Origin of the sequence: Pseudocitrobacter cyperus (genome assembly GCF_039889165.1) — a bacterium.
GTDB lineage: Bacteria > Pseudomonadota > Gammaproteobacteria > Enterobacterales > Enterobacteriaceae > Pseudocitrobacter > Pseudocitrobacter cyperus.
Window position 1 is genome coordinate 1,391,545 of the sequence record NZ_JAYMYY010000001.1, and the last position, 20,083, is coordinate 1,411,627.

Here is a 20,083-nt window from a genome sequence, read left to right on the forward strand (position 1 = left end):
TCATACTGGTCACAACCGCATCAAAGCATTACAATACGCGCCCTGTATTCCTGGCTATTTCCCCGCCATTTTCGGGGTATAAACACTTAAGCAAGAGCAAGTCGATGACAAAAAAACTCCATATTAAAACCTGGGGCTGTCAGATGAACGAGTACGATTCATCCAGGATGGCCGATCTGCTGGATGCCACTCACGGGTATCAACTCACTGAAGTGGCTGAAGAAGCGGATGTGCTGCTGCTTAATACCTGCTCAATCCGCGAGAAGGCACAGGAAAAAGTCTTCCATCAATTAGGTCGCTGGAAATTATTAAAGGAAAAAAAACCAGGCCTGATTATTGGCGTCGGCGGCTGCGTGGCCTCTCAGGAGGGCAAGCTGATTCGTCAGCGCGCGCACTACGTGGATATCATTTTTGGCCCGCAGACGCTGCACCGTCTGCCAGAGATGATTAATGCTGTGCGCGAAAAACGCCGCCCGGTTATTGACGTCAGCTTCCCGGAAATTGAGAAGTTCGACCGCCTGCCGGAACCCCGCGCGGAGGGGCCGACAGCCTTTGTTTCCATCATGGAAGGCTGCAACAAATATTGTACTTACTGCGTGGTGCCATATACCCGTGGTGAAGAAGTCAGCCGCCCATGTGATGATATCCTGTTTGAAGTCGCGCAACTGGCGGCGCAGGGTGTGCGTGAAATTCACCTGCTCGGTCAGAACGTGAATGCCTGGCGCGGTGAAAACTACGACGGCACAACTGGCTCATTTTCTGAACTGCTGCGCCTGGTCGCCGCCATCGATGGTATCGACCGCCTGCGTTTCACCACCAGCCATCCAATCGAGTTCACCGACGATATCATTGAAGTCTACCGCGACACGCCTGAACTGGTCAGTTTCCTCCATCTGCCAGTGCAGTGCGGTTCCGACCGCGTACTGAACCTGATGGGCCGCACACACACTGTGCTGGAGTATAAATCGATCATCCGTAAGCTGCGCGCAGCGCGCCCGGATATCCAGATTAGCTCTGACTTTATCGTCGGTTTCCCTGGTGAAACCACTCAGGATTTCGAGCAAACCATGAAGCTGATTGGTGAAGTCAATTTCGACGTCAGCTACAGCTTTATTTTCTCCGCCCGCCCGGGTACGCCTGCCGCCGATATGGTCGACGATGTGCCGGACGAAGAGAAAAAACAGCGCCTGTATATCTTGCAGGAGCGCATCACCCAGCAGGCCATGGCGTGGAGCCGCCGTATGCTTGGCACCACCCAGCGTATTCTGGTCGAGGGTACCTCGCGTAAGAGCGTGATGGAGCTGACGGGTCGTACCGAAAATAACCGCGTGGTGAACTTTGAAGGCACCCCGGATATGGTCGGTAAGTTTGTCGATGTCGAGATTGTGGATGTCTACACCAACTCGCTGCGCGGCAAACTGGTGCGCACAGAAGATGAAATGGGCCTGCGTGTGGTCGAATCACCGGAATCGGTCATCGCCCGTACCCGTAAAGAGAATGAACTGGGCGTCGGTGTTTACCAGCCGTAAACCTTTCGGCCTGCCGCTCCGGCAGGCCTTGTTTTCTCTGCCTTTCACCCAAATATCCATTGCAATGCTTGCGCCTTTATTACCTGGCGTGAATAATTTCATCAATGATGACCCGATTGTCGGGATGAGTCTGATCCCAGGCCGGATACGCGTATCGCCATCCGGTAAACATGAAAGAGGAACAGTTTGAACATAGACACTCGCGAAATTACTCTGGAGCCAGCAGACAACGCCCGCCTGCTGAGCCTGTGCGGCCCGTTTGATGACAACATCAAACAGCTTGAGCGGCGACTGGGCATCGAAATCAACCGCCGCGATAATCACTTCAAACTCACCGGACGCGCGATTTGCGTCACCGCTGCGGCAGACATTCTACGCAGCCTGTATGTCGATACCGCCCCGATGCGCGGTCAGATTCAGGATATTGAGCCGGAGCAAATCCACCTCGCGATCAAAGAAGCACGCGTGCTGGAACAGAGCGCCGAGAGCGTGCCGGACTACGGCAAGGCTATCAATATCAAAACCAAACGTGGCGTTATTAAGCCACGCACGCCAAACCAGGCGCAGTATATCGCCAACATTCTTGACCACGACATCACCTTCGGCGTGGGCCCGGCGGGTACAGGTAAAACCTATCTGGCGGTCGCGGCGGCGGTTGATGCGCTGGAACGTCAGGAAATTCGTCGTATTCTGCTGACTCGTCCGGCCGTGGAAGCGGGTGAAAAACTGGGCTTCCTGCCCGGGGATTTAAGCCAGAAAGTTGACCCGTATCTGCGCCCGCTGTACGACGCGCTGTTTGAGATGCTCGGCTTCGAGAAAGTAGAAAAACTGATTGAGCGCAACGTGATTGAAGTGGCCCCGCTGGCCTACATGCGCGGACGCACGCTGAACGATGCCTTTATCATTCTTGATGAGAGCCAGAACACCACCATCGAACAGATGAAAATGTTCCTGACCCGCATCGGCTTTAACTCAAAAGCGGTGATCACCGGCGACGTCACCCAGATTGACCTGCCGCGCAACACCAAATCCGGCCTGCGCCATGCCATTGAAGTGCTGGCCAACGTCGATGAAATTAGCTTTAACTTCTTCCACAGCGAAGACGTGGTTCGTCACCCTGTGGTGGCGCGCATCGTTAACGCCTATGAAGCCTGGGAAGAAGCAGAACAAAAACGTAAAGCTGAGCTGGCTGCGGAACGAAAACGCGAAGCTCAGGAACAGGAGCAGAAATGAGTCAGGTGATCCTCGATCTCCAGTTGGCCTGTGAAGACAACACCGGTCTGCCCGACGAAAGTCAATTTCAGACATGGCTGGATGCCGTTATCCCGCAATTTCAGGAAGAATCAGAAGTGACGATTCGCCTGGTGGATAGCGCGGAAAGCCATGAGCTCAACCTGACCTATCGCGGAATGGACAAACCGACCAACGTGCTCTCCTTCCCGTTCGAAGCACCGCCTGGCATGGAGATGCCGCTGCTGGGCGATCTCATTATCTGCCGTCAGGTCGTTGAACGCGAAGCGAAAGAACAGAATGTGCCGCTGGACTCCCACTGGGCGCATATGGTGGTGCACGGTAGCCTGCATCTGCTGGGGTACGACCATATCGAAGATGACGAAGCCGAAGAGATGGAAGGCATCGAAACGGAGATAATGCTTGCTCTGGGCTATGAGGATCCGTACATTGCCGAGAAAGAGTAACTGCCGGGCTTCGGCCCGACAGTTTTTTTATTGCCGCCCAACGCTGAGTTTGCGCGTGGCGGCTTTGATAAACTAACCATGAGAACCCAAACGACGCCATGAGCGACGACAATTCACACAGTAGTGACACAGTAAACAGCAAAAAGGGATTTTTCTCCCTCTTACTCAACCAGCTTTTCCACGGTGAACCGAAAAACCGCGATGAACTGCTGGAGCTGATCCGTGATTCCGGGCAAAACGACCTTATCGACGAAGATACGCGTGATATGCTCGAAGGGGTAATGGACATCGCCGACCAGCGCGTTCGCGATATCATGATCCCCCGCTCCCAGATGATTACCCTGAAACGTAACCAGACCCTTGATGAATGTCTCGACGTCATCATCGAATCTGCGCACTCTCGTTTCCCGGTGATTAGCGAGGACAAAGATCACATCGAAGGGATTTTGATGGCCAAAGATCTGCTGCCGTTTATGCGCAGCGATGCCGAAGCCTTCAGCATGGACAAAGTGTTACGTCAGGCGGTTGTCGTCCCTGAGAGCAAACGGGTTGACCGGATGCTCAAAGAGTTCCGCTCGCAGCGCTATCACATGGCGATTGTTATCGATGAGTTTGGCGGCGTCTCCGGCCTCGTGACCATCGAAGATATTCTCGAACTGATTGTCGGTGAAATTGAAGATGAGTACGACGAAGAAGATGATATCGACTTCCGTCAGCTCAGCCGCCACACCTGGACGGTGCGCGCGCTGGCTTCCATCGAAGATTTCAACGAAGCCTTTGAAACGCACTTCAGCGATGAAGAAGTGGATACCATTGGCGGCCTGGTAATGCAGGCATTTGGTCATCTGCCGGCACGCGGCGAGACCATCGACATTGACGGTTACCAATTCAAGGTAGCAATGGCGGACAGCCGTCGTATCATCCAGGTTCATGTCAAACTTCCTGATGACGCGCCGCAGCCGAAAATGGAAGACTAAACTAACAGGACATTTAGCCTAAATGGTATTTGCCTCTCTTATTGAACGCCAGCGCGTGCGCTTACTGCTGGCGCTGTTATTCGGAGCCAGCGGAACGCTGGCTTTTTCTCCTTATGATATCTGGCCTGCCGCTCTTATCTCCCTGATGGGCTTACAGGCGCTCACTCTGAATCGACGTCCGCTACAAAGCGCCTGGATTGGCTATTTCTGGGGAATGGGGCTGTTCGGTTCCGGTATCCACTGGATTTACGTCAGCATCGCCCAGTTTGGTGGCATGCCAGGCCCGGTGAATGTCTTCCTCGTAGTGCTGCTGGCGGCGTATATGTCGCTCTATACCGGGCTATTTAGCGGCATTCTGTCGCGCCTGTGGCCGAAAGCAAACTGGATACGCGTCGCGATAGCCGCGCCGGTTATCTGGCAAATCACCGAGTTTCTGCGCGGCTGGGTATTGACCGGCTTCCCGTGGTTACAGTTCGGCTATAGTCAGATTGACGGCCCGTTGAAAGGCCTTGCGCCGATCATGGGCGTGGAGGCGATCAACTTCCTGCTGATGTCCGTTAGCGGCCTGCTGGTGCTGGCGGCGGTAACGCGTAACTGGCGTCCTGCCGTGGTCGCGATGGTGCTCTTCGCCCTGCCCTTCCCGCTGCGTTACATCCAGTGGTATCAGCTTGAGCCGCAGCGCGCAACGCAGGTTTCACTGGTGCAGGGCGATATTGCCCAGTCGCTGAAGTGGGATGAAAACCAGCTTATCAATACGCTGAAAATTTATCTCAACGCCACGCAACCCGAGATGGGCAAGTCGCAACTGATTATCTGGCCTGAGTCAGCCATTCCGGATCTGGAAATTAATCAGCAGAACTTCCTGCGCATGATGGATGACCTGCTGCGTTCAAAAGACACTACGCTGGTAACGGGCATCGTCGACGCACGTCTGAACAAACAGAACCGTTACGACACCTACAACACCATCATTACGCTGGGCAAAGACAATCCTTACAGCTATGAGTCTAAGAACCGCTATAACAAAAATCACCTGGTTCCCTTTGGTGAGTTTGTGCCGCTGGAATCGATTCTGCGCCCGTTAGCACCGTTCTTCGACCTGCCAATGTCATCGTTCAGCCGCGGAGCCTACGTCCAGCCGCAACTGCTGGCGCATAATATGAAGCTGACTGCCGCCATTTGCTACGAGATTATTCTTGGCGAGCAGGTGCGCGATAACTTCCGTCCGGATACCGACTTCCTGCTAACCATCTCCAACGATGCGTGGTTTGGTAAGTCTATCGGCCCATGGCAGCACTTCCAGATGGCACGTATGCGCTCCCTGGAACTGGCTCGCCCGCTGTTGCGCAGCACCAACAACGGCATCACTGCGGTAATTGGCCCGCAGGGTGAGATTCAGGCGATGATCCCGCAGTTTACCCGCCAGGTGCTGACCACCACCGTGACGCCAACCACAGGCTTAACGCCTTATGCCCGTACCGGTAACTGGCCACTGTGGGCGCTCACCGCGCTGTTTGGCTTTGGTGCGCTGGTGATGAGTTTGCGTCAGCGTCGGAAGTAATCTTCCTCCCCTCACCCTAACCCTCTCCCGCAGGGAGAGGGGACTGTTCGCCCCCGTTTTTATGCCCTGCGCTGGTTTTCTCCCTCTCCCTCAAGGGAGAGGGGACTGATTGTGCACGTTGTTAAGTTCCGCGCTGGTTTTCTCCCTCTCCATGTGGGAGAGGGCCGGGGTGAGGGCATCAGCGCGCACATTTCCCCCTCACCCTAACCCTCTCCCTCAAGGGAGAGGGGACGGATTGTGCACGTTGTTAAGTTCCGCGCCGGTTTTCTCCCTCTCCCTGTGGGAGAGGGCCGGGGTGAGGGCATCAGCGCACATACCCCCCCACACTCCCCATTCTGGCACGACAATTGCTTAATACATTCAGGCAGTAATGAATTTTGTATTAGCGCAACCCGGTAGCACCAAAATGAATCATAGGTAGCACCTCTTCAGTGCAATCTGCGATTTTTGCCACAAAATGGTGCGGAGCAGTTCGCAAAAACAAACAATAAATCACCAAATTCTTTACATTAAGCCACACTGAATGTTAACAAACAGAGATAACGCTGCACGCCAAAGTTGCACGCGATAACAACACAAACATCACTAAGGGTATCTATGCGTCGATGGCGCAGATGATAAAGGAGCTGGATATGCAATTACGTAAACTGACCGCTGCCATGCTGGCGATGGGATTATGCGCCGGGCTGGCACACGCAGAAGATGCGCCGGCGGCAGGTAGCACCCTGGACAAAATCGCCAAAAATGGCGTGATTGTTGTCGGACACCGCGAATCTTCCGTTCCGTTTTCCTACTACGACAACCAGCAAAAAGTGGTCGGCTACTCTCAGGATTACTCCAACGCCATCGTTGAAGCCGTGAAGAAGAAGCTGAACAAACCTGACCTCCAGGTCAAATTGATCCCTATTACCTCTCAGAACCGTATCCCGCTACTGCAAAACGGCACCTTCGATTTTGAGTGCGGCTCTACCACCAACAACCTTGAGCGCCAGAAGCAAGCGGCTTTCTCTGACACCATCTTCGTCGTCGGCACACGTCTGCTGACCAAAAAAGGCGGTGCCGTGAAAGACTTCGCTGACCTGAAAGGTAAAGCGGTCGTCGTGACCTCCGGCACCACCTCTGAAATTCTGCTGCACAAGCTGAACGACGAACAAAAAATGGATATGCGCATCATCAGCGCCAAAGACCACGGCGACTCCTTCCGTACTCTGGAAAGCGGACGCGCAGTGGCGTTCATGATGGATGATGCTCTGCTGGCCGGTGAACGCGCGAAAGCGAAGAAACCAGACAACTGGGAGATCGTCGGCAAGCCTCAGTCTCAGGAAGCCTACGGTTGTATGCTGCGTAAAAACGACCCGGACTTCAAAAAGCTGATGGATGACACCATCGCGAAAGCACAAACCTCCGGGGAAGCGGCGAAATGGTTTGATAAGTGGTTTAAAAACCCAATCCCGCCAAAAAACCTGAACATGAACTTTGAACTGTCTGAAGAAATGAAGGCCCTGTTTAAAGAACCGAATGACAAAGCTCTGAACTAATTATAACAACCAGGGCGGGACTACCTGCCCTCTCGATTGTTGAATAGCACGGACAGACTACAGGCCTGGCGGTCGTTCCCCGCCGGGCCCGAATATCGCAGTACGCCGTTCACCAATCTTCGAGGGTAGCACTGCTACCCTTTTTTTTCTGGAGTAGATTTATGTCAATAGACTGGAACTGGGGGATTTTTCTTCAGCAAGCCCCGTTCGGCAACACCACCTATCTTGGCTGGCTATGGAGTGGTTTTCAGGTCACCGTCGCCCTGTCGATTACCGCCTGGATTATCGCTTTCTTCGTAGGCTCCCTGTTCGGCATCCTGCGTACCGTTCCGAACCGTTTCCTTTCCGGGATCGGCACCCTGTACGTCGAACTCTTCCGTAACGTCCCATTGATCGTGCAGTTCTTTACCTGGTACCTGGTTGTTCCGGAATTACTGCCGGAAGATCTGGGAATGTGGTTTAAAGCAGAGCTGGATCCCAACATTCAGTTCTTCCTCTCATCGATGATTTGTCTTGGCCTCTTTACCGCGGCACGCGTGTGTGAGCAGGTGCGCGCGGCGATTCAGTCGCTGCCTCGCGGGCAGAAAAACGCCGGCCTGGCGATGGGCTTAACGCTGCCGCAAACCTACCGTTATGTGCTGTTGCCGAACGCCTACCGCGTGATCGTGCCGCCAATGACCTCGGAGATGATGAACCTGGTAAAAAACTCGGCCATCGCCTCCACCATCGGGCTGGTGGATATGGCGGCGCAGGCGGGCAAGCTGCTGGATTACTCCGCGCATGCCTGGGAATCTTTCACCGCAATCACCCTTGCGTATGTCCTGATTAACGCCTTCATTATGCTGGTGATGACCCTGGTGGAACGCAAAGTTCGCCTGCCGGGCAATATGGGAGGCAAATAATGTACGAGTTTGACTGGAGTTCTATCGTCCCTTCTCTGCCCTATCTGTTGGCCGGGCTGGTCGTGACGCTAAAAATCACCGTTACCGCCGTCATTGTCGGTATCGTCTGGGGCACCATCCTCGCGGTGATGCGCCTCTCCTCTTTCGCGCCTGTCGCGTGGTTTGCTAAAGCCTACGTCAACGTTTTCCGCTCCATCCCGCTGGTCATGGTGCTGCTGTGGTTTTACCTCATTGTGCCCGGGCTATTGCAGGATGTGCTGGGGCTATCGCCAAAAGCCGATATCCGTCTGATTTCCGCCATGGTGGCCTTCTCGATGTTTGAAGCGGCCTACTACTCGGAAATTATTCGCGCAGGTATTCAGAGCATTTCGCGCGGGCAATCCAGCGCTGCGCTGGCGCTTGGCATGACCCACTGGCAGTCGATGAAACTTATCATTCTGCCGCAGGCCTTCCGCGCAATGGTACCGCTGCTGCTTACCCAGGGGATCGTTCTGTTCCAGGATACCTCACTGGTTTATGTTTTAAGTCTTGCCGACTTCTTCCGTACCGCCTCCACCATCGGCGAGCGTGACGGAACGCAGGTTGAAATGATCCTGTTTGCCGGCGCCGTTTATTTTGTGATTAGCCTGAGTGCTTCGTTGTTGGTCAGCTACTTGAAAAGAAGGACAGTTCAATGATTACCCTGAAAAATGTTTCTAAATGGTATGGTCACTTTCAGGTGCTGACCGACTGCTCCACGGAAGTGAAAAAAGGTGAAGTCGTGGTGGTTTGCGGCCCGTCCGGCTCCGGAAAGTCGACGCTTATCAAAACCGTAAACGGCCTTGAGCCAGTGCAACAGGGGGAGATCCTGGTTAACGGTATTCAGGTGAACAATAAGAAAACCAACCTTGCGACGCTGCGCTCGAAGGTCGGAATGGTGTTCCAGCATTTTGAGCTGTTCCCTCACCTGTCGATTATTGAAAACCTGACGCTGGCGCAGGTAAAAGTGCTGAAACGCGACAAAGCGGCATCGCGCGAAAAAGGGCTGAAATTGCTGGAGCGCGTGGGGCTTTCCGCCCATGCTAATAAGTTCCCGTCGCAGCTTTCCGGCGGCCAGCAACAGCGCGTGGCTATCGCCCGTGCGCTGTGTATGGATCCGGTGGCGATGCTGTTTGATGAGCCAACGTCGGCGCTCGATCCTGAGATGATCAACGAAGTACTGGATGTCATGGTGGAACTGGCTAACGAAGGTATGACTATGATGGTGGTGACCCACGAGATGGGCTTCGCCCGCAAAGTGGCAAACCGGGTGATCTTTATGGATGAAGGGAAAATCGTGGAGGACTCAGAGAAAGAGGCCTTCTTCGCTAACCCGAAATCCGATCGAGCAAAAGACTTCCTCGCCAAAATTCTGCATTAATCTATCCGGCGCGCGCTTCAGAGTGCGCGCCGCTTCACGCTTTTTTGTCTCGCCCCTCGAATGCCTTGACGCACAGCGCTACCCTTGTCGCAAAAAAACGCCTGACAAGGAGTATTTATGGCAACCCCGATTATTCTCGACTGCGACCCAGGGCATGACGACGCCATCGCGATTGTGCTCGCCCTCGCCTCCCCGGAACTGGAGGTCAAAGCAATCACCTCCTCCGCTGGAAACCAAACGCCGGACAAAACCCTGCGTAACGTGCTGCGCATGCTGACGCTGCTGAAACGTACCGATATTCCGGTGGCGGGCGGCGCGATTAAGCCGCTGATGCGTAAACTGATTATTGCCGATAACGTGCACGGGGAAAGCGGCCTCGACGGCCCGGCGCTGCCGGAACCCGGTTTTGCCCCGCTTACCTGCACCGCCGTAGAGTTAATGGCCAAAACCCTGCGTGAGAGCGACCAACCGGTCACGATTGTTTCGACCGGGCCACAAACCAACGTTGCCCTGCTGCTTAACAGCCATCCGGAACTGCACGCTAACATTGCGCAAATTGTGATAATGGGCGGCGCGATGAGCCTGGGTAACTGGACGCCAGCGGCCGAATTTAATATTTACGTTGACCCGGAAGCCGCAGAGATTGTTTTCCAGTCCGGCATTCCGGTGGTGATGGCGGGGTTAGATGTGACGCATAAAGCGCAGATCCACACCGCGGATACGGAGCGTTTTCGCGCCATCGGTAATCCGATTTCCACGATTGTCGCCGAACTGCTCGATTTCTTCCTTGAGTATCATAAAGATGAAAAATGGGGATTTGTCGGCGCACCGCTGCACGACCCGTGCACCATTGCCTGGCTGCTGAAACCGGAACTGTTTACCACCATCGAGCGTTGGGTTGGGGTGGAAACGCAGGGGAAATATACCCAGGGGATGACGGTGGTGGATTATTACTTCCTGACAGGCAATAAGCCAAACGCGAAAGTAATGGTAGATGTGGATCGTCAGGGGTTTGTCGATTTACTGGCGGAAAGATTAGCGTTTTACCACTAAACAAATGCCGGATGCGCAGCGCATCCGGCGCACTCTTTACGGCTCAAACGGCCTTCTCTGAAACTGGTCATGCCCGCATTTCGGGCACAGTGGCAATACATCTGGCGTATATACGGCTAAATGGAAATGGCACTTCTCACACACCAGATTCCCCAGCCCCACCACCTCACCGCTGTGATACACGCCGTGATGATTGAGATCCTGGAAAACTTCACGCCATTCAAGCTGGGTTTTATCGGTAATATCCGCCAGCTCCTGCCAGATGCTCTCTTTAATAACGCGCAAAAATACGCTGTCTTCTTCGTCTTCCTGGCTCTCGCTGTAGCTCATAGCGAACTCTTCCAGGTCGCGCTTAACCGCGCGGATCAGTTCGTCCACTTCCGTTCGCGTTAACTCGCCAGTCTGGACAACCCGCGCACGCGCCTGTTCCACCAGCGCATCGATATCACGCTCACCATTGCGTAGCCGCTCGGAAAGCGTCGCCACCAGTTCGCGGTAAAATTGAGCAACCTTGTTCATTGTTTCCTCTCCCGGGCAGTTAACCTGGTCTTATAATAGACCTTATTTCTTTACTACTCTGTCAACTTCCCCACAGAGTTCGTAAATCTGTGCCCGGGCTTTTCGTCGCCATAATGTGTGAAAGGCTGTTTTGACGGTAAGCTTTGGGCTATGCTATGCGGATCTGATTACCATATCCATTGGCTACTTTGTAGCTGTATTGAAAACAGGACCACTGGCTGCCATGCAAGAGCAATACCGCCCGGAAGAGATAGAATCAAAAGTCCAGAAACACTGGGACGAGAAGCGTACCTTTGAAGTCACTGAAGACAACAGCAAAGAGAAGTATTACTGCCTGTCGATGCTTCCTTATCCTTCTGGTCGACTACACATGGGCCACGTGCGTAACTACACCATCGGTGACGTAATTGCCCGTTATCAGCGCATGCTAGGAAAAAATGTACTCCAGCCTATCGGTTGGGATGCGTTTGGTCTGCCGGCAGAAGGTGCGGCGGTTAAAAACAATACAGCACCGGCACCGTGGACGTATGACAACATCGCCTACATGAAAAACCAGCTCAAAATGCTGGGCTTCGGCTATGACTGGAGCCGTGAACTGGCGACCTGTACCCCGGAATATTACCGTTGGGAGCAGAAATTCTTCACTGAGCTGTATAAAAAAGGCCTGGTGTATAAGAAAACGTCTGCGGTCAACTGGTGCCCGAACGATCAAACCGTTCTGGCAAACGAACAGGTTATCGACGGCTGCTGCTGGCGCTGCGATACCAAAGTTGAGCGTAAAGAGATCCCGCAGTGGTTTATCAAAATCACCGCATACGCGGACGAACTGCTGAACGACCTGGATACGCTCGACCACTGGCCTGACACGGTGAAAACCATGCAGCGCAACTGGATTGGCCGTTCCGAAGGCGTAGAAATCTCCTTCGACGTCAACGACTATGCCGATAAGCTGACCGTTTACACCACCCGTCCGGACACCTTTATGGGTTGTACCTACCTGGCCGTTGCTGCGGGCCACCCGCTGGCGCAGCAGGCTGCTGCCAACAACCCAACGCTGGCTGCCTTTATCGACGAGTGCCGTAATACCAAAGTGGCCGAAGCCGACATGGCGACCATGGAGAAAAAAGGCATTGATACCGGCTTTAAAGCGATTCACCCGCTGACTGGCGAAGCGATTCCGGTGTGGGCCGCTAACTTCGTTCTGATGGAGTACGGTACTGGCGCGGTAATGGCGGTTCCCGGTCACGATCAGCGCGACTATGAGTTCGCCACCAAATATGGTCTCGACATTAAGCCGGTTATCCTGGCAGCCGACGGTTCAAAACCAGACCTCTCCGAACAGGCATTGACCGAAAAAGGCACCCTGTTCAACTCCGGCGAATTTGACGGTCTCGACCACGAAGCGGGCTTTAACGCCATTGCCGACAAGCTGGCAGCCATGGGCGTGGGCGAACGTAAAGTGAACTACCGTCTGCGCGACTGGGGCGTTTCCCGTCAGCGTTACTGGGGTGCGCCGATTCCGATGGTGACTCTGGAAGACGGCACCGTCATCCCAACGCCTGAAGATCAACTGCCGGTTATTCTGCCGGAAGATGTGGTCATGGATGGCATCACCAGCCCAATCAAAGCTGACCCGGAGTGGGCGAAAACCACCGTTAACGGCATGCCTGGCCTGCGTGAAACCGACACCTTTGACACCTTTATGGAATCTTCATGGTACTACGCGCGCTACACCTGCCCGCAGTATCAGGAAGGCATGCTCGATTCCGACGCGGCTAACTACTGGCTGCCGGTGGATATCTACATTGGCGGTATCGAACACGCCATCATGCACCTGCTCTACTTCCGCTTCTTCCACAAACTGATGCGCGATGCAGGCATGGTCAACTCCGACGAACCGGCTAAACAGTTGCTGTGCCAGGGTATGGTGCTGGCTGATGCCTTCTACTACGTCGGCGCGAACGGTGAGCGTAACTGGGTTTCTCCGGTTGATGCTATTGTTGAGCGTGACGAAAAAGGCCGTATCGTAAAAGCGAAGGACGCGGCAGGTCATGAGCTGGTGTATACCGGCATGAGCAAAATGTCCAAGTCCAAAAACAACGGCATCGACCCGCAGGTGATGGTTGAACGCTACGGCGCGGATACCGTTCGTCTGTTTATGATGTTCGCCTCCCCGGCCGATATGACGCTGGAATGGCAGGAATCTGGCGTTGAAGGCGCAAACCGCTTCCTGAAACGTGTCTGGAAACTGGTTTACGAGCATACCGCTCAGGGCCCGGTTAGCGCGCTGAATGTAGACGCGCTGAGCGAAGATCAACAATCCCTGCGCCGTGACGTTCATAAAACTATCGCCAAAGTGACCGATGATATCGGTCGTCGTCAGACCTTCAACACCGCTATCGCGGCAATCATGGAGCTGATGAACAAACTGGCGAAAGCGCCGGTGGAAGGCGAGCAGGATCGCGCCCTGATGCAGGAAGCGCTGCTGGCGGTCGTGCGTATGCTCAACCCGTTCACCCCACACGCCAGCTTCACCCTGTGGCGTGAACTGGGAGGTGTTGGCGATATCGACAACGCACCGTGGCCTGTTGCAGACGAAAAAGCGATGGTTGAGAACACCACGCTGGTCGTCGTCCAGGTTAACGGTAAGGTGCGTGGCAAAATCACCGTAGCCGTTGATGCAACCGAAGAACAGGTTCGTGAACGTGCAGGCCAGGAACACCTGGTCGCGAAATACCTTGATGGCGTTACCGTGCGTAAAGTGATTTACGTTCCGGGTAAACTCCTTAACCTGGTCGTCGGCTAAGCGCGGGAGGAAACGTGCGATATTTGACAACGTTGTTGTTATCTTTGGCGGTGCTGGTCACCGCCGGATGTGGCTGGCACCTGCGTAGCACTACGCAGGTTCCCAGCGAAATGAAAACGATGATCTTCCAGTCCGGGGATCCAAACGGCCCGTTAAGCCGTGCGGTACGTAATCAGTTGCGCCTGAATGACGTGACGCTGCTGGAAGACAGTACGCTGCGTAAAGATGTGCCGTCGCTGCGCATCCTGAAATCCAGTTTTTCTCAGGATACCGCATCCGTATTCCAGAATGGTCAAACTGCGGAATACCAGATGGTGTTAGTGGTCAATGCATCGGTGCTGATCCCGGGTCAGGATATCTTCCCGATCTCCACCAAAGTGTACCGCTCATTCTTTGATAACCCGCAGCGAGCGCTGGCGAAAGATGCTGAACGTACCATTATCATCAATGAAATGTACGAAAAGGCGGCTGAACAGTTGATCCGTAAACTGCCAAGCGTACAAATCGCTGACAGCAAAACGGCACCGGACAGCATACCGATGGCTGAAGAGTCACCGATCGGCCCAGGTCGCGTCTCCACAACTCTGGGTAACTGATGATTCGGTTGTATCCGGAACAACTCCGCGCGCAGCTCTCTGAAGGGCTGCGCGCGGCCTATCTATTGCTGGGTAACGATCCGTTGCTGCTCCAGGAAAGCCTGGACGCAGTGCGCCATGTCGCCACCGAACAGGGTTTTATCGAGCACCACACTTTTTCTGTTGATGCCAGCACCGACTGGAGCGAAATCTTCTCGCTTAGCCAGGCGTTGAGCCTCTTCTCCAGCCGACAAACGCTACTGCTGTTGCTGCCGGATAACGGCCCTAATGCGGCGATCAACGAACAACTGGCGCGCCTGGTATCCATGCTGCATGGCGATCTGCTGTTGATTGTTCGTGGCAGCAAGCTCACCAAAGCGCAGGAAAATGCAGCGTGGATCACCGCGCTTGCCAGTAATGCCGTCCAGGTAAGCTGCCAGACGCCGGAACAGGCCCAGCTTCCACGCTGGCTGGCCACCCGCGCAAAACAGCTCAATTTGCAACTGGATGAGCCCGCAAGCCAGCTTCTCTGTTACTGCTACGAGGGCAACCTGCTGGCGCTGTCTCAGGCACTGGAACGCTTATCGTTGCTCTGGCCCGATGGCAAACTCACCCTTCCGCGTGTGGAACAGGCTGTCAATGATGCGGCGCATTTTACCCCCTTCCACTGGGTGGACGCCCTGCTGGCAGGGAAAAGCAAACGTGCCCTGCACATTCTGCAACAGCTACGGCAGGAAGGCAGCGAGCCGGTGATTTTGCTGCGAACAGTGCAGCGCGAGTTGCTGTTACTGGTGAATCTGAAACGCCAAAGTGCCCACACGCCGCTGCGCGCCCTGTTTGATAAACACCGCGTCTGGCAAAATCGTCGTGGTATGATCGGTGAGGCCGTTAATCGTCTGAGCGGCGACCAGCTTCGTCAGGCGGTAACGCTACTGACCCATGCGGAACTCACGTTAAAACAAGATTACGGTCAGTCCATCTGGGCTGAACTGGAAAGCCTTTCGCTACTGCTTTGCCATAAAGCCTTAGCCGATGTATTTATTGACGGATGATATGACAAAGCTGCAAGCGCTGTTTGGCGGTACCTTCGATCCGATTCATTACGGGCATCTGAAGCCAGTGGAAATTCTGGCGAATCAGATTGGTTTGTCGCGCATAATTATCATGCCCAATAATGTGCCGCCTCACCGCCCGCAACCGGAAGCAACCAGCGATCAACGCAAGCATATGGTGGAACTGGCGATTGCCGATAAACCGTTGTTTGTACTTGATGAGCGAGAACTGCGCCGCGATATGCCGTCGTATACCGCACAAACGTTACAGGAGTGGCGTCACGAAGAGGGCCCGGAAACACCGCTGGCATTTATCATCGGCCAGGACTCACTGCTAACGTTTCCCACCTGGCACCAGTACGAAACCATTCTTGATAACGCGCACCTGATTGTCACGCGCCGCCCCGGCTACCCGCTGACAATGCAGCAACCGGAGCACCAGCAGTGGCTGGACGACCGGCTGACGCTGCGTTCAGAAGATCTGCACGAACAACCTGCCGGGAAAATTTTTCTCGCGGAGACACCGTGGTTTGATATCTCCGCAACCATCATTCGCGAGCGCCTGCAGAATGGCGAGTCCTGCGAGGAGATGATGCCCGCGCCGGTGCTAGCCTACATCATGCAGCAGGGTTTATACCGCTAAATACCTCACTTAACGCCCGGTACTGCCGGGCGTGTTCTTCCCACAGCGAATAATATCCTCCATCCCGATTAACATCGGCTTTAGCGACGCAGGCATACCCACAGGATTGATATTCGCGCTAAAATCAACGAGCATGCGCGCCGCCTCACGAAGATTACCGCCGTGCATGCTGGTAAGCTTCTACAAGCGACTTCCCCGCCCAAAAGCGGTATCTCACTTCAGTTTGCTGATACAGGGAGAAAGACATGAAACTCTGGCTGGTTCGTCACGGCGAAACACAGGCCAATGTCGATGGGCTCTATTCAGGCCACGCGCCGACTCCGCTTACGCTGAAGGGGATTCAGCAGGCCACATCGCTCGGCCCCCTGTTGCAACACGTCCCCTTTGATCATGTGATGTGCAGCGAACTTGCGCGCACACAGGATACGGCACGTCTTATGCTGGGCACCCGCCCGCTACAGCCTGAAATCGTCCCGGAACTCAACGAGATGTTTTTTGGCGACTGGGAGATGCGCCATCACCGCGATCTGATTATCGAAGATGAGGCTAACTACGCCGCCTGGTGTAACGATTGGCAGAATGCTATTCCGACGAACGGCGAAGGTTTTCAGGCATTCTCGCTACGGGTGAACGGCTTTATCGAACGGCTGCCGCATTTAGCGTATCAGAACCTGCTGCTGGTGAGTCATCAGGGCGTATTAAGCCTTTTGGTCGCACGTTTACTGAAGATGCCTCAGTCGGCGATGTGGCATTTTCGCATCGACCAGGGTGCCTGGAGTATGATTGATTTCTCGCCGGAATTTGCCACTCTTCGCGTGCTGAACAGCCGGGCCACCTGGCAGCCGTAAGCGGGATAATCCCGATTTATCCCGCAGGGCCTGGTACAGCCATTGACACCCGGCGACAGACTGTTATTCTCCGCAGCCAGAATCATCCCGGACGCAGCTATCTACAAAGATTGTTTTACAAAAATGGCGATGCATTCGTTATTAATGAATGGGATGATAGCCCGCCTTACGACCCGTCCGGTGACATTTGTCCCGATAACGCCTTTAGTTCGGGTATACTGTCGGGCTCTATTACTATTTGTTCACACACCCAAGGGGAATACACTTGCAGGGTAAAGCACTCCAGGATTTTGTAATCGACAAAATTGATGATCTGAAAGGTCAGGACATCGTGACTATCGACGTTCACGGTAAATCCAGCATCACCGATTGCATGGTGATTTGCACCGGCACTTCCAGCCGTCATGTTATGTCTATCGCTGACCACGTGGTACAGGAATCTCGCGCTGCCGGCTTGTTGCCGCTGGGCGTTGAAGGCGAAAACGTCGCCGACTGGATCGTCGTTGATTTAGGCGATGTGATTGTCCACGTCATGCAGGAAGAGAGCCGTCGCCTGTATGAACTGGAAAAGCTCTGGAGCTAAGTTGTGAAGTTGCAGTTGGTCGCCGTCGGCACCAAAATGCCGGACTGGGTACAAACCGGGTTTACCGAATATCTACGCCGTTTTCCGAAAGATATGCCGTTCGAACTGGTGGAAATTCCAGCCGGTAAGCGTGGCAAGAATGCGGACATCAAGCGCATTCTCGATAAGGAAGGTGAGCTGATGCTCGCCGCCGCAGGAAAAAATCGCATTGTCACGCTCGATATCCCCGGCAAACCCTGGGATACGCCGCATCTGGCAGTTGAACTTGAACGCTGGAAGCAGGATGGCCGTGATGTCAGTTTGCTGATTGGCGGGCCTGAAGGGCTCTCTCCGGCGTGTAAAGCGGCTGCGGAACAGAGCTGGTCGCTCTCGAACCTGACGATGCCGCATCCGCTGGTGCGCGTGCTGGTCGCTGAGAGCTTGTACCGGGCGTGGAGTATCACTACCAACCACCCTTACCACCGCGAGTAATGATGACCAGGGTAAAATTAAGCAGCGAATGAAACTACAGAACTCTTTTCGCGACTATTCGGCTGAGTCTGCGCTGTTTGTGCGCCGGGCTCTGGTCGCCTTTATGGGGATATTGCTGCTTACCGGTGTGCTGATCGCTAACCTCTATAATCTGCAGATTGTCCGTTTCACCGATTACCAGACTCGTTCGAACGAGAACCGTATTAAGCTTGTGCCCATCGCGCCAAGCCGCGGCATTATCTACGATCGTAACGGCACGCCGCTGGCGCTCAACCGTACCATCTATCAACTGGAGATGATGCCGGAAAAAGTCGACAGTGTGCAGAATACCCTGGAATCACTGCGCGGCGTGGTCGATCTGACCGACGACGATATCGCCAATTTCAAAAAAGAGCGTTCACGCTCCCATCGTTTCACCTCCATCCCGGTGAAGACCAATCTGACAGAAGTTCAGGTGGCGCGTTTTGCGGTCAATCAGTACCGTTTCCCGGGCGTGGAAGTGAAAGGCTACAAGCGCCGCTACTACCCGTTTGGCTCCGCCCTCACCCACGTAATCGGCTACGTCTCGAAAATTAACGATAAAGACGTGGAGCGGCTGGACAAAGACGGCAAGCTCGCCAACTACGCGGCAACGCACGATATCGGTAAGCTCGGCATCGAACGCTATTACGAAGATGTGCTGCATGGCGAGACCGGTTACGAAGAAGTTGAAGTCAACAACCGCGGGCGCGTTATCCGTCAGCTAAAAGAAGTGCCGCCTCAGGCCGGACACGACATCTATCTGACGCTCGACCTTAAGCTGCAACAGTATATTGAAACGCTGCTGGCGGGCAGTCGCGCTGCCGTGGTCGTCACTGACCCACGTACAGGCGGTATTCTGGCGCTGGTGTCAATGCCAAGCTACGACCCAAACCTGTTCGTTGACGGCATCTCCAGCAAAGATTATTCCGGGCTGCTGAACGACCCGAACACGCCGCTGGTTAACCGCGCCACGCAGGGGGTTTACCCGCCAGCGTCAACCGTGAAACCTTATGTTTCCGTCTCCGCCCTGAGCGCGGGCGTCATTACCCGCAATACCAGCCTGTTCGACCCTGGCTGGTGGCAATTACCGGGCTCAGAAAAACGCTATCGCGACTGGAAAAAATGGGGACACGGTCATCTGAACGTCACCAAAGCGCTGGAAGAGTCTGCGGATACCTTCTTCTATCAGGTTGCCTACGACATGGGGATCGACCGTCTATCCGAGTGGATGGGCAAATTTGGCTATGGCCATTATACCGGCGTCGACCTCTCTGAAGAACGCTCCGGCAACATGCCGACACGCGAATGGAAACTGAAACGCTTTAAGAAACCGTGGTATCAGGGCGACACCATTCCGGTGGGGATCGGCCAGGGCTACTGGACGGCAACGCCGATTCAGATGAGCAAGGCGCTGATGATCCTGATTAACGATGGGGTGGTGAAAGTACCGCACTTGCTCTCCAGCACCATGGATGCAGGAAAACGGATCCCATGGGAACAGCCGCACGAGCCGCCGGTTGGCGATATCCACTCCGGTTTCTGGGAGATCGCCAAAGACGGGATGTATGGCGTAGCCAACCGCGGCAACGGCACAGCGCATAAGTACTTTGCCAGCGCACCGTATAAAATCGCCGCAAAATCCGGTACAGCCCAGGTCTTTGGCCTGAAAGCAAACGAAACCTACAACGCGCATAAAATTGCCGAGCGTCTGCGTGACCATAAACTGATGACCGCCTTCGCGCCGTATAACGATCCGAAAGTCGCCGTCGCCATTATTCTGGAGAACGGCGGCGCGGGCCCGGCGGTAGGTACCATTATGCGTCAAATTCTTGACCACATTATGCTTGGCGATAACAACACTGAGTTGCCGACTGAAAATCCGGCCGTATCTGCGGCGGAGGACCAATAA

General features: G+C 54.4%; 19 protein-coding genes and 1 pseudogene. 18 read left to right on the forward strand and 2 right to left on the reverse strand.

All coding sequences use genetic code 11. From position 1 onward, the window contains the following. The first annotated feature begins 104 nt into the window (after window positions 1–104). The 10 genes from miaB (at window position 105) to rihA (ending at window position 10,656) form a co-directional block, all read left to right on the forward strand. Entirely contained in the window at window positions 105–1,529 is a 1,425-nt protein-coding gene (miaB, locus tag VSR74_RS06865; protein WP_347793982.1) for a tRNA (N6-isopentenyl adenosine(37)-C2)-methylthiotransferase MiaB, read from the forward strand. Between the two features lie 186 nt (window positions 1,530–1,715). Then, window positions 1,716–2,762 carry a PhoH family protein gene (locus tag VSR74_RS06870; protein ID WP_347793983.1) on the forward strand — a complete coding sequence of 349 codons (1,047 nt, stop codon included), beginning with the start codon at window positions 1,716–1,718 and terminating at the stop codon, window positions 2,760–2,762. Next, window positions 2,759–3,226 carry an rRNA maturation RNase YbeY gene (ybeY, locus tag VSR74_RS06875; RefSeq protein ID WP_347793984.1) on the forward strand — a complete coding sequence of 156 codons (468 nt, stop codon included), beginning with the start codon at window positions 2,759–2,761 and terminating at the stop codon, window positions 3,224–3,226. The genes VSR74_RS06870 and ybeY overlap by 4 nt, the downstream gene beginning before the upstream one ends. Before the next feature lie 98 nt (window positions 3,227–3,324). Then, window positions 3,325–4,203, forward strand: coding sequence for a CNNM family magnesium/cobalt transport protein CorC (corC, locus tag VSR74_RS06880; protein ID WP_347793985.1), 879 nt, complete (start codon window positions 3,325–3,327; stop codon window positions 4,201–4,203). Window positions 4,204–4,225: 22 nt separating this feature from the next. Continuing rightward, a complete protein-coding gene (gene lnt, locus VSR74_RS06885; protein WP_347793986.1) occupies window positions 4,226–5,764 on the forward strand; it encodes an apolipoprotein N-acyltransferase in 1,539 nt (512 codons plus the stop codon). Between the two features lie 632 nt (window positions 5,765–6,396). Then, window positions 6,397–7,302: an amino acid ABC transporter substrate-binding protein gene (locus VSR74_RS06890; RefSeq protein ID WP_347793987.1), complete on the forward strand. Its 906-nt coding sequence runs from the start codon at window positions 6,397–6,399 to the stop codon at window positions 7,300–7,302. A 161-nt stretch (window positions 7,303–7,463) separates the two neighbouring features. Further along, on the forward strand, window positions 7,464–8,204 hold the full coding sequence (gene gltJ, locus VSR74_RS06895) for a glutamate/aspartate ABC transporter permease GltJ (RefSeq protein WP_015965369.1): 741 nt from the start codon (window positions 7,464–7,466) through the stop codon (window positions 8,202–8,204). After that, on the forward strand, window positions 8,204–8,881 hold the full coding sequence (gltK, locus tag VSR74_RS06900; protein ID WP_347793988.1) for a glutamate/aspartate ABC transporter permease GltK: 678 nt from the start codon (window positions 8,204–8,206) through the stop codon (window positions 8,879–8,881). The genes gltJ and gltK overlap by 1 nt, the downstream gene beginning before the upstream one ends. Then, entirely contained in the window at window positions 8,878–9,603 is a 726-nt protein-coding gene (locus VSR74_RS06905) for an amino acid ABC transporter ATP-binding protein (protein ID WP_347793989.1), read from the forward strand. The genes gltK and VSR74_RS06905 overlap by 4 nt, the downstream gene beginning before the upstream one ends. A 117-nt stretch (window positions 9,604–9,720) precedes the next feature. Further along, window positions 9,721–10,656, forward strand: a complete 936-nt coding sequence (gene rihA / locus VSR74_RS06910; RefSeq protein ID WP_347793990.1) for a pyrimidine-specific ribonucleoside hydrolase RihA — start codon at window positions 9,721–9,723, stop codon at window positions 10,654–10,656. A 36-nt stretch (window positions 10,657–10,692) separates the two neighbouring features. Here rihA and VSR74_RS06915 read toward each other — a convergent pair whose 3' ends face one another. After that, the gene (locus VSR74_RS06915) at window positions 10,693–11,175 is read right to left on the reverse strand and encodes a zinc ribbon-containing protein (RefSeq protein WP_347793991.1); all 483 of its coding nucleotides are present in this window, start codon (window positions 11,173–11,175) and stop codon (window positions 10,693–10,695) included. A 223-nt stretch (window positions 11,176–11,398) separates the two neighbouring features. Between VSR74_RS06915 and leuS the strand changes: the two genes are divergently transcribed. Genes leuS through nadD form a run of 4 tightly spaced genes read left to right on the forward strand, consistent with a single transcriptional unit; the run spans window position 11,399 to window position 16,251 of the window. Beyond that, a complete protein-coding gene (gene leuS, locus VSR74_RS06920) occupies window positions 11,399–13,981 on the forward strand; it encodes a leucine--tRNA ligase (RefSeq protein WP_347793992.1) in 2,583 nt (860 codons plus the stop codon). Window positions 13,982–13,995: 14 nt separating this feature from the next. Next, window positions 13,996–14,577 carry an LPS assembly lipoprotein LptE gene (gene lptE, locus VSR74_RS06925; protein WP_347793993.1) on the forward strand — a complete coding sequence of 194 codons (582 nt, stop codon included), beginning with the start codon at window positions 13,996–13,998 and terminating at the stop codon, window positions 14,575–14,577. Beyond that, the gene (holA, locus tag VSR74_RS06930; RefSeq protein ID WP_347793994.1) at window positions 14,577–15,608 is read left to right on the forward strand and encodes a DNA polymerase III subunit delta; all 1,032 of its coding nucleotides are present in this window, start codon (window positions 14,577–14,579) and stop codon (window positions 15,606–15,608) included. Before lptE ends, holA begins: the two co-directional genes overlap by 1 nt. A 1-nt stretch (window position 15,609) precedes the next feature. After that, the gene (nadD, locus tag VSR74_RS06935; RefSeq protein ID WP_347793995.1) at window positions 15,610–16,251 is read left to right on the forward strand and encodes a nicotinate-nucleotide adenylyltransferase; all 642 of its coding nucleotides are present in this window, start codon (window positions 15,610–15,612) and stop codon (window positions 16,249–16,251) included. 66 nt (window positions 16,252–16,317) lie between these two features. Here nadD and VSR74_RS06940 read toward each other — a convergent pair. Further along, window positions 16,318–16,419: pseudogene (locus VSR74_RS06940) on the reverse strand (hypothetical protein); the annotation flags it as partial. Window positions 16,420–16,496: 77 nt separating this feature from the next. Between VSR74_RS06940 and VSR74_RS06945 the strand changes: the two are divergent. The 4 genes from VSR74_RS06945 to mrdA all read left to right on the forward strand — a co-directional run bounded on the left by VSR74_RS06945 (window position 16,497) and on the right by mrdA (window position 20,083). Then, window positions 16,497–17,099, forward strand: coding sequence for an adenosylcobalamin/alpha-ribazole phosphatase (locus tag VSR74_RS06945; protein WP_347793996.1), 603 nt, complete (start codon window positions 16,497–16,499; stop codon window positions 17,097–17,099). A gap of 265 nt (window positions 17,100–17,364) precedes the next feature. Beyond that, a complete protein-coding gene (rsfS, locus tag VSR74_RS06950; RefSeq protein WP_347793997.1) occupies window positions 17,365–17,682 on the forward strand; it encodes a ribosome silencing factor in 318 nt (105 codons plus the stop codon). Window positions 17,683–17,685: 3 nt separating this feature from the next. Next, the gene (gene rlmH / locus VSR74_RS06955) at window positions 17,686–18,153 is read left to right on the forward strand and encodes a 23S rRNA (pseudouridine(1915)-N(3))-methyltransferase RlmH (RefSeq protein WP_108473933.1); all 468 of its coding nucleotides are present in this window, start codon (window positions 17,686–17,688) and stop codon (window positions 18,151–18,153) included. A 28-nt stretch (window positions 18,154–18,181) separates the two neighbouring features. Then, entirely contained in the window at window positions 18,182–20,083 is a 1,902-nt protein-coding gene (gene mrdA, locus VSR74_RS06960; protein ID WP_347793998.1) for a peptidoglycan DD-transpeptidase MrdA, read from the forward strand.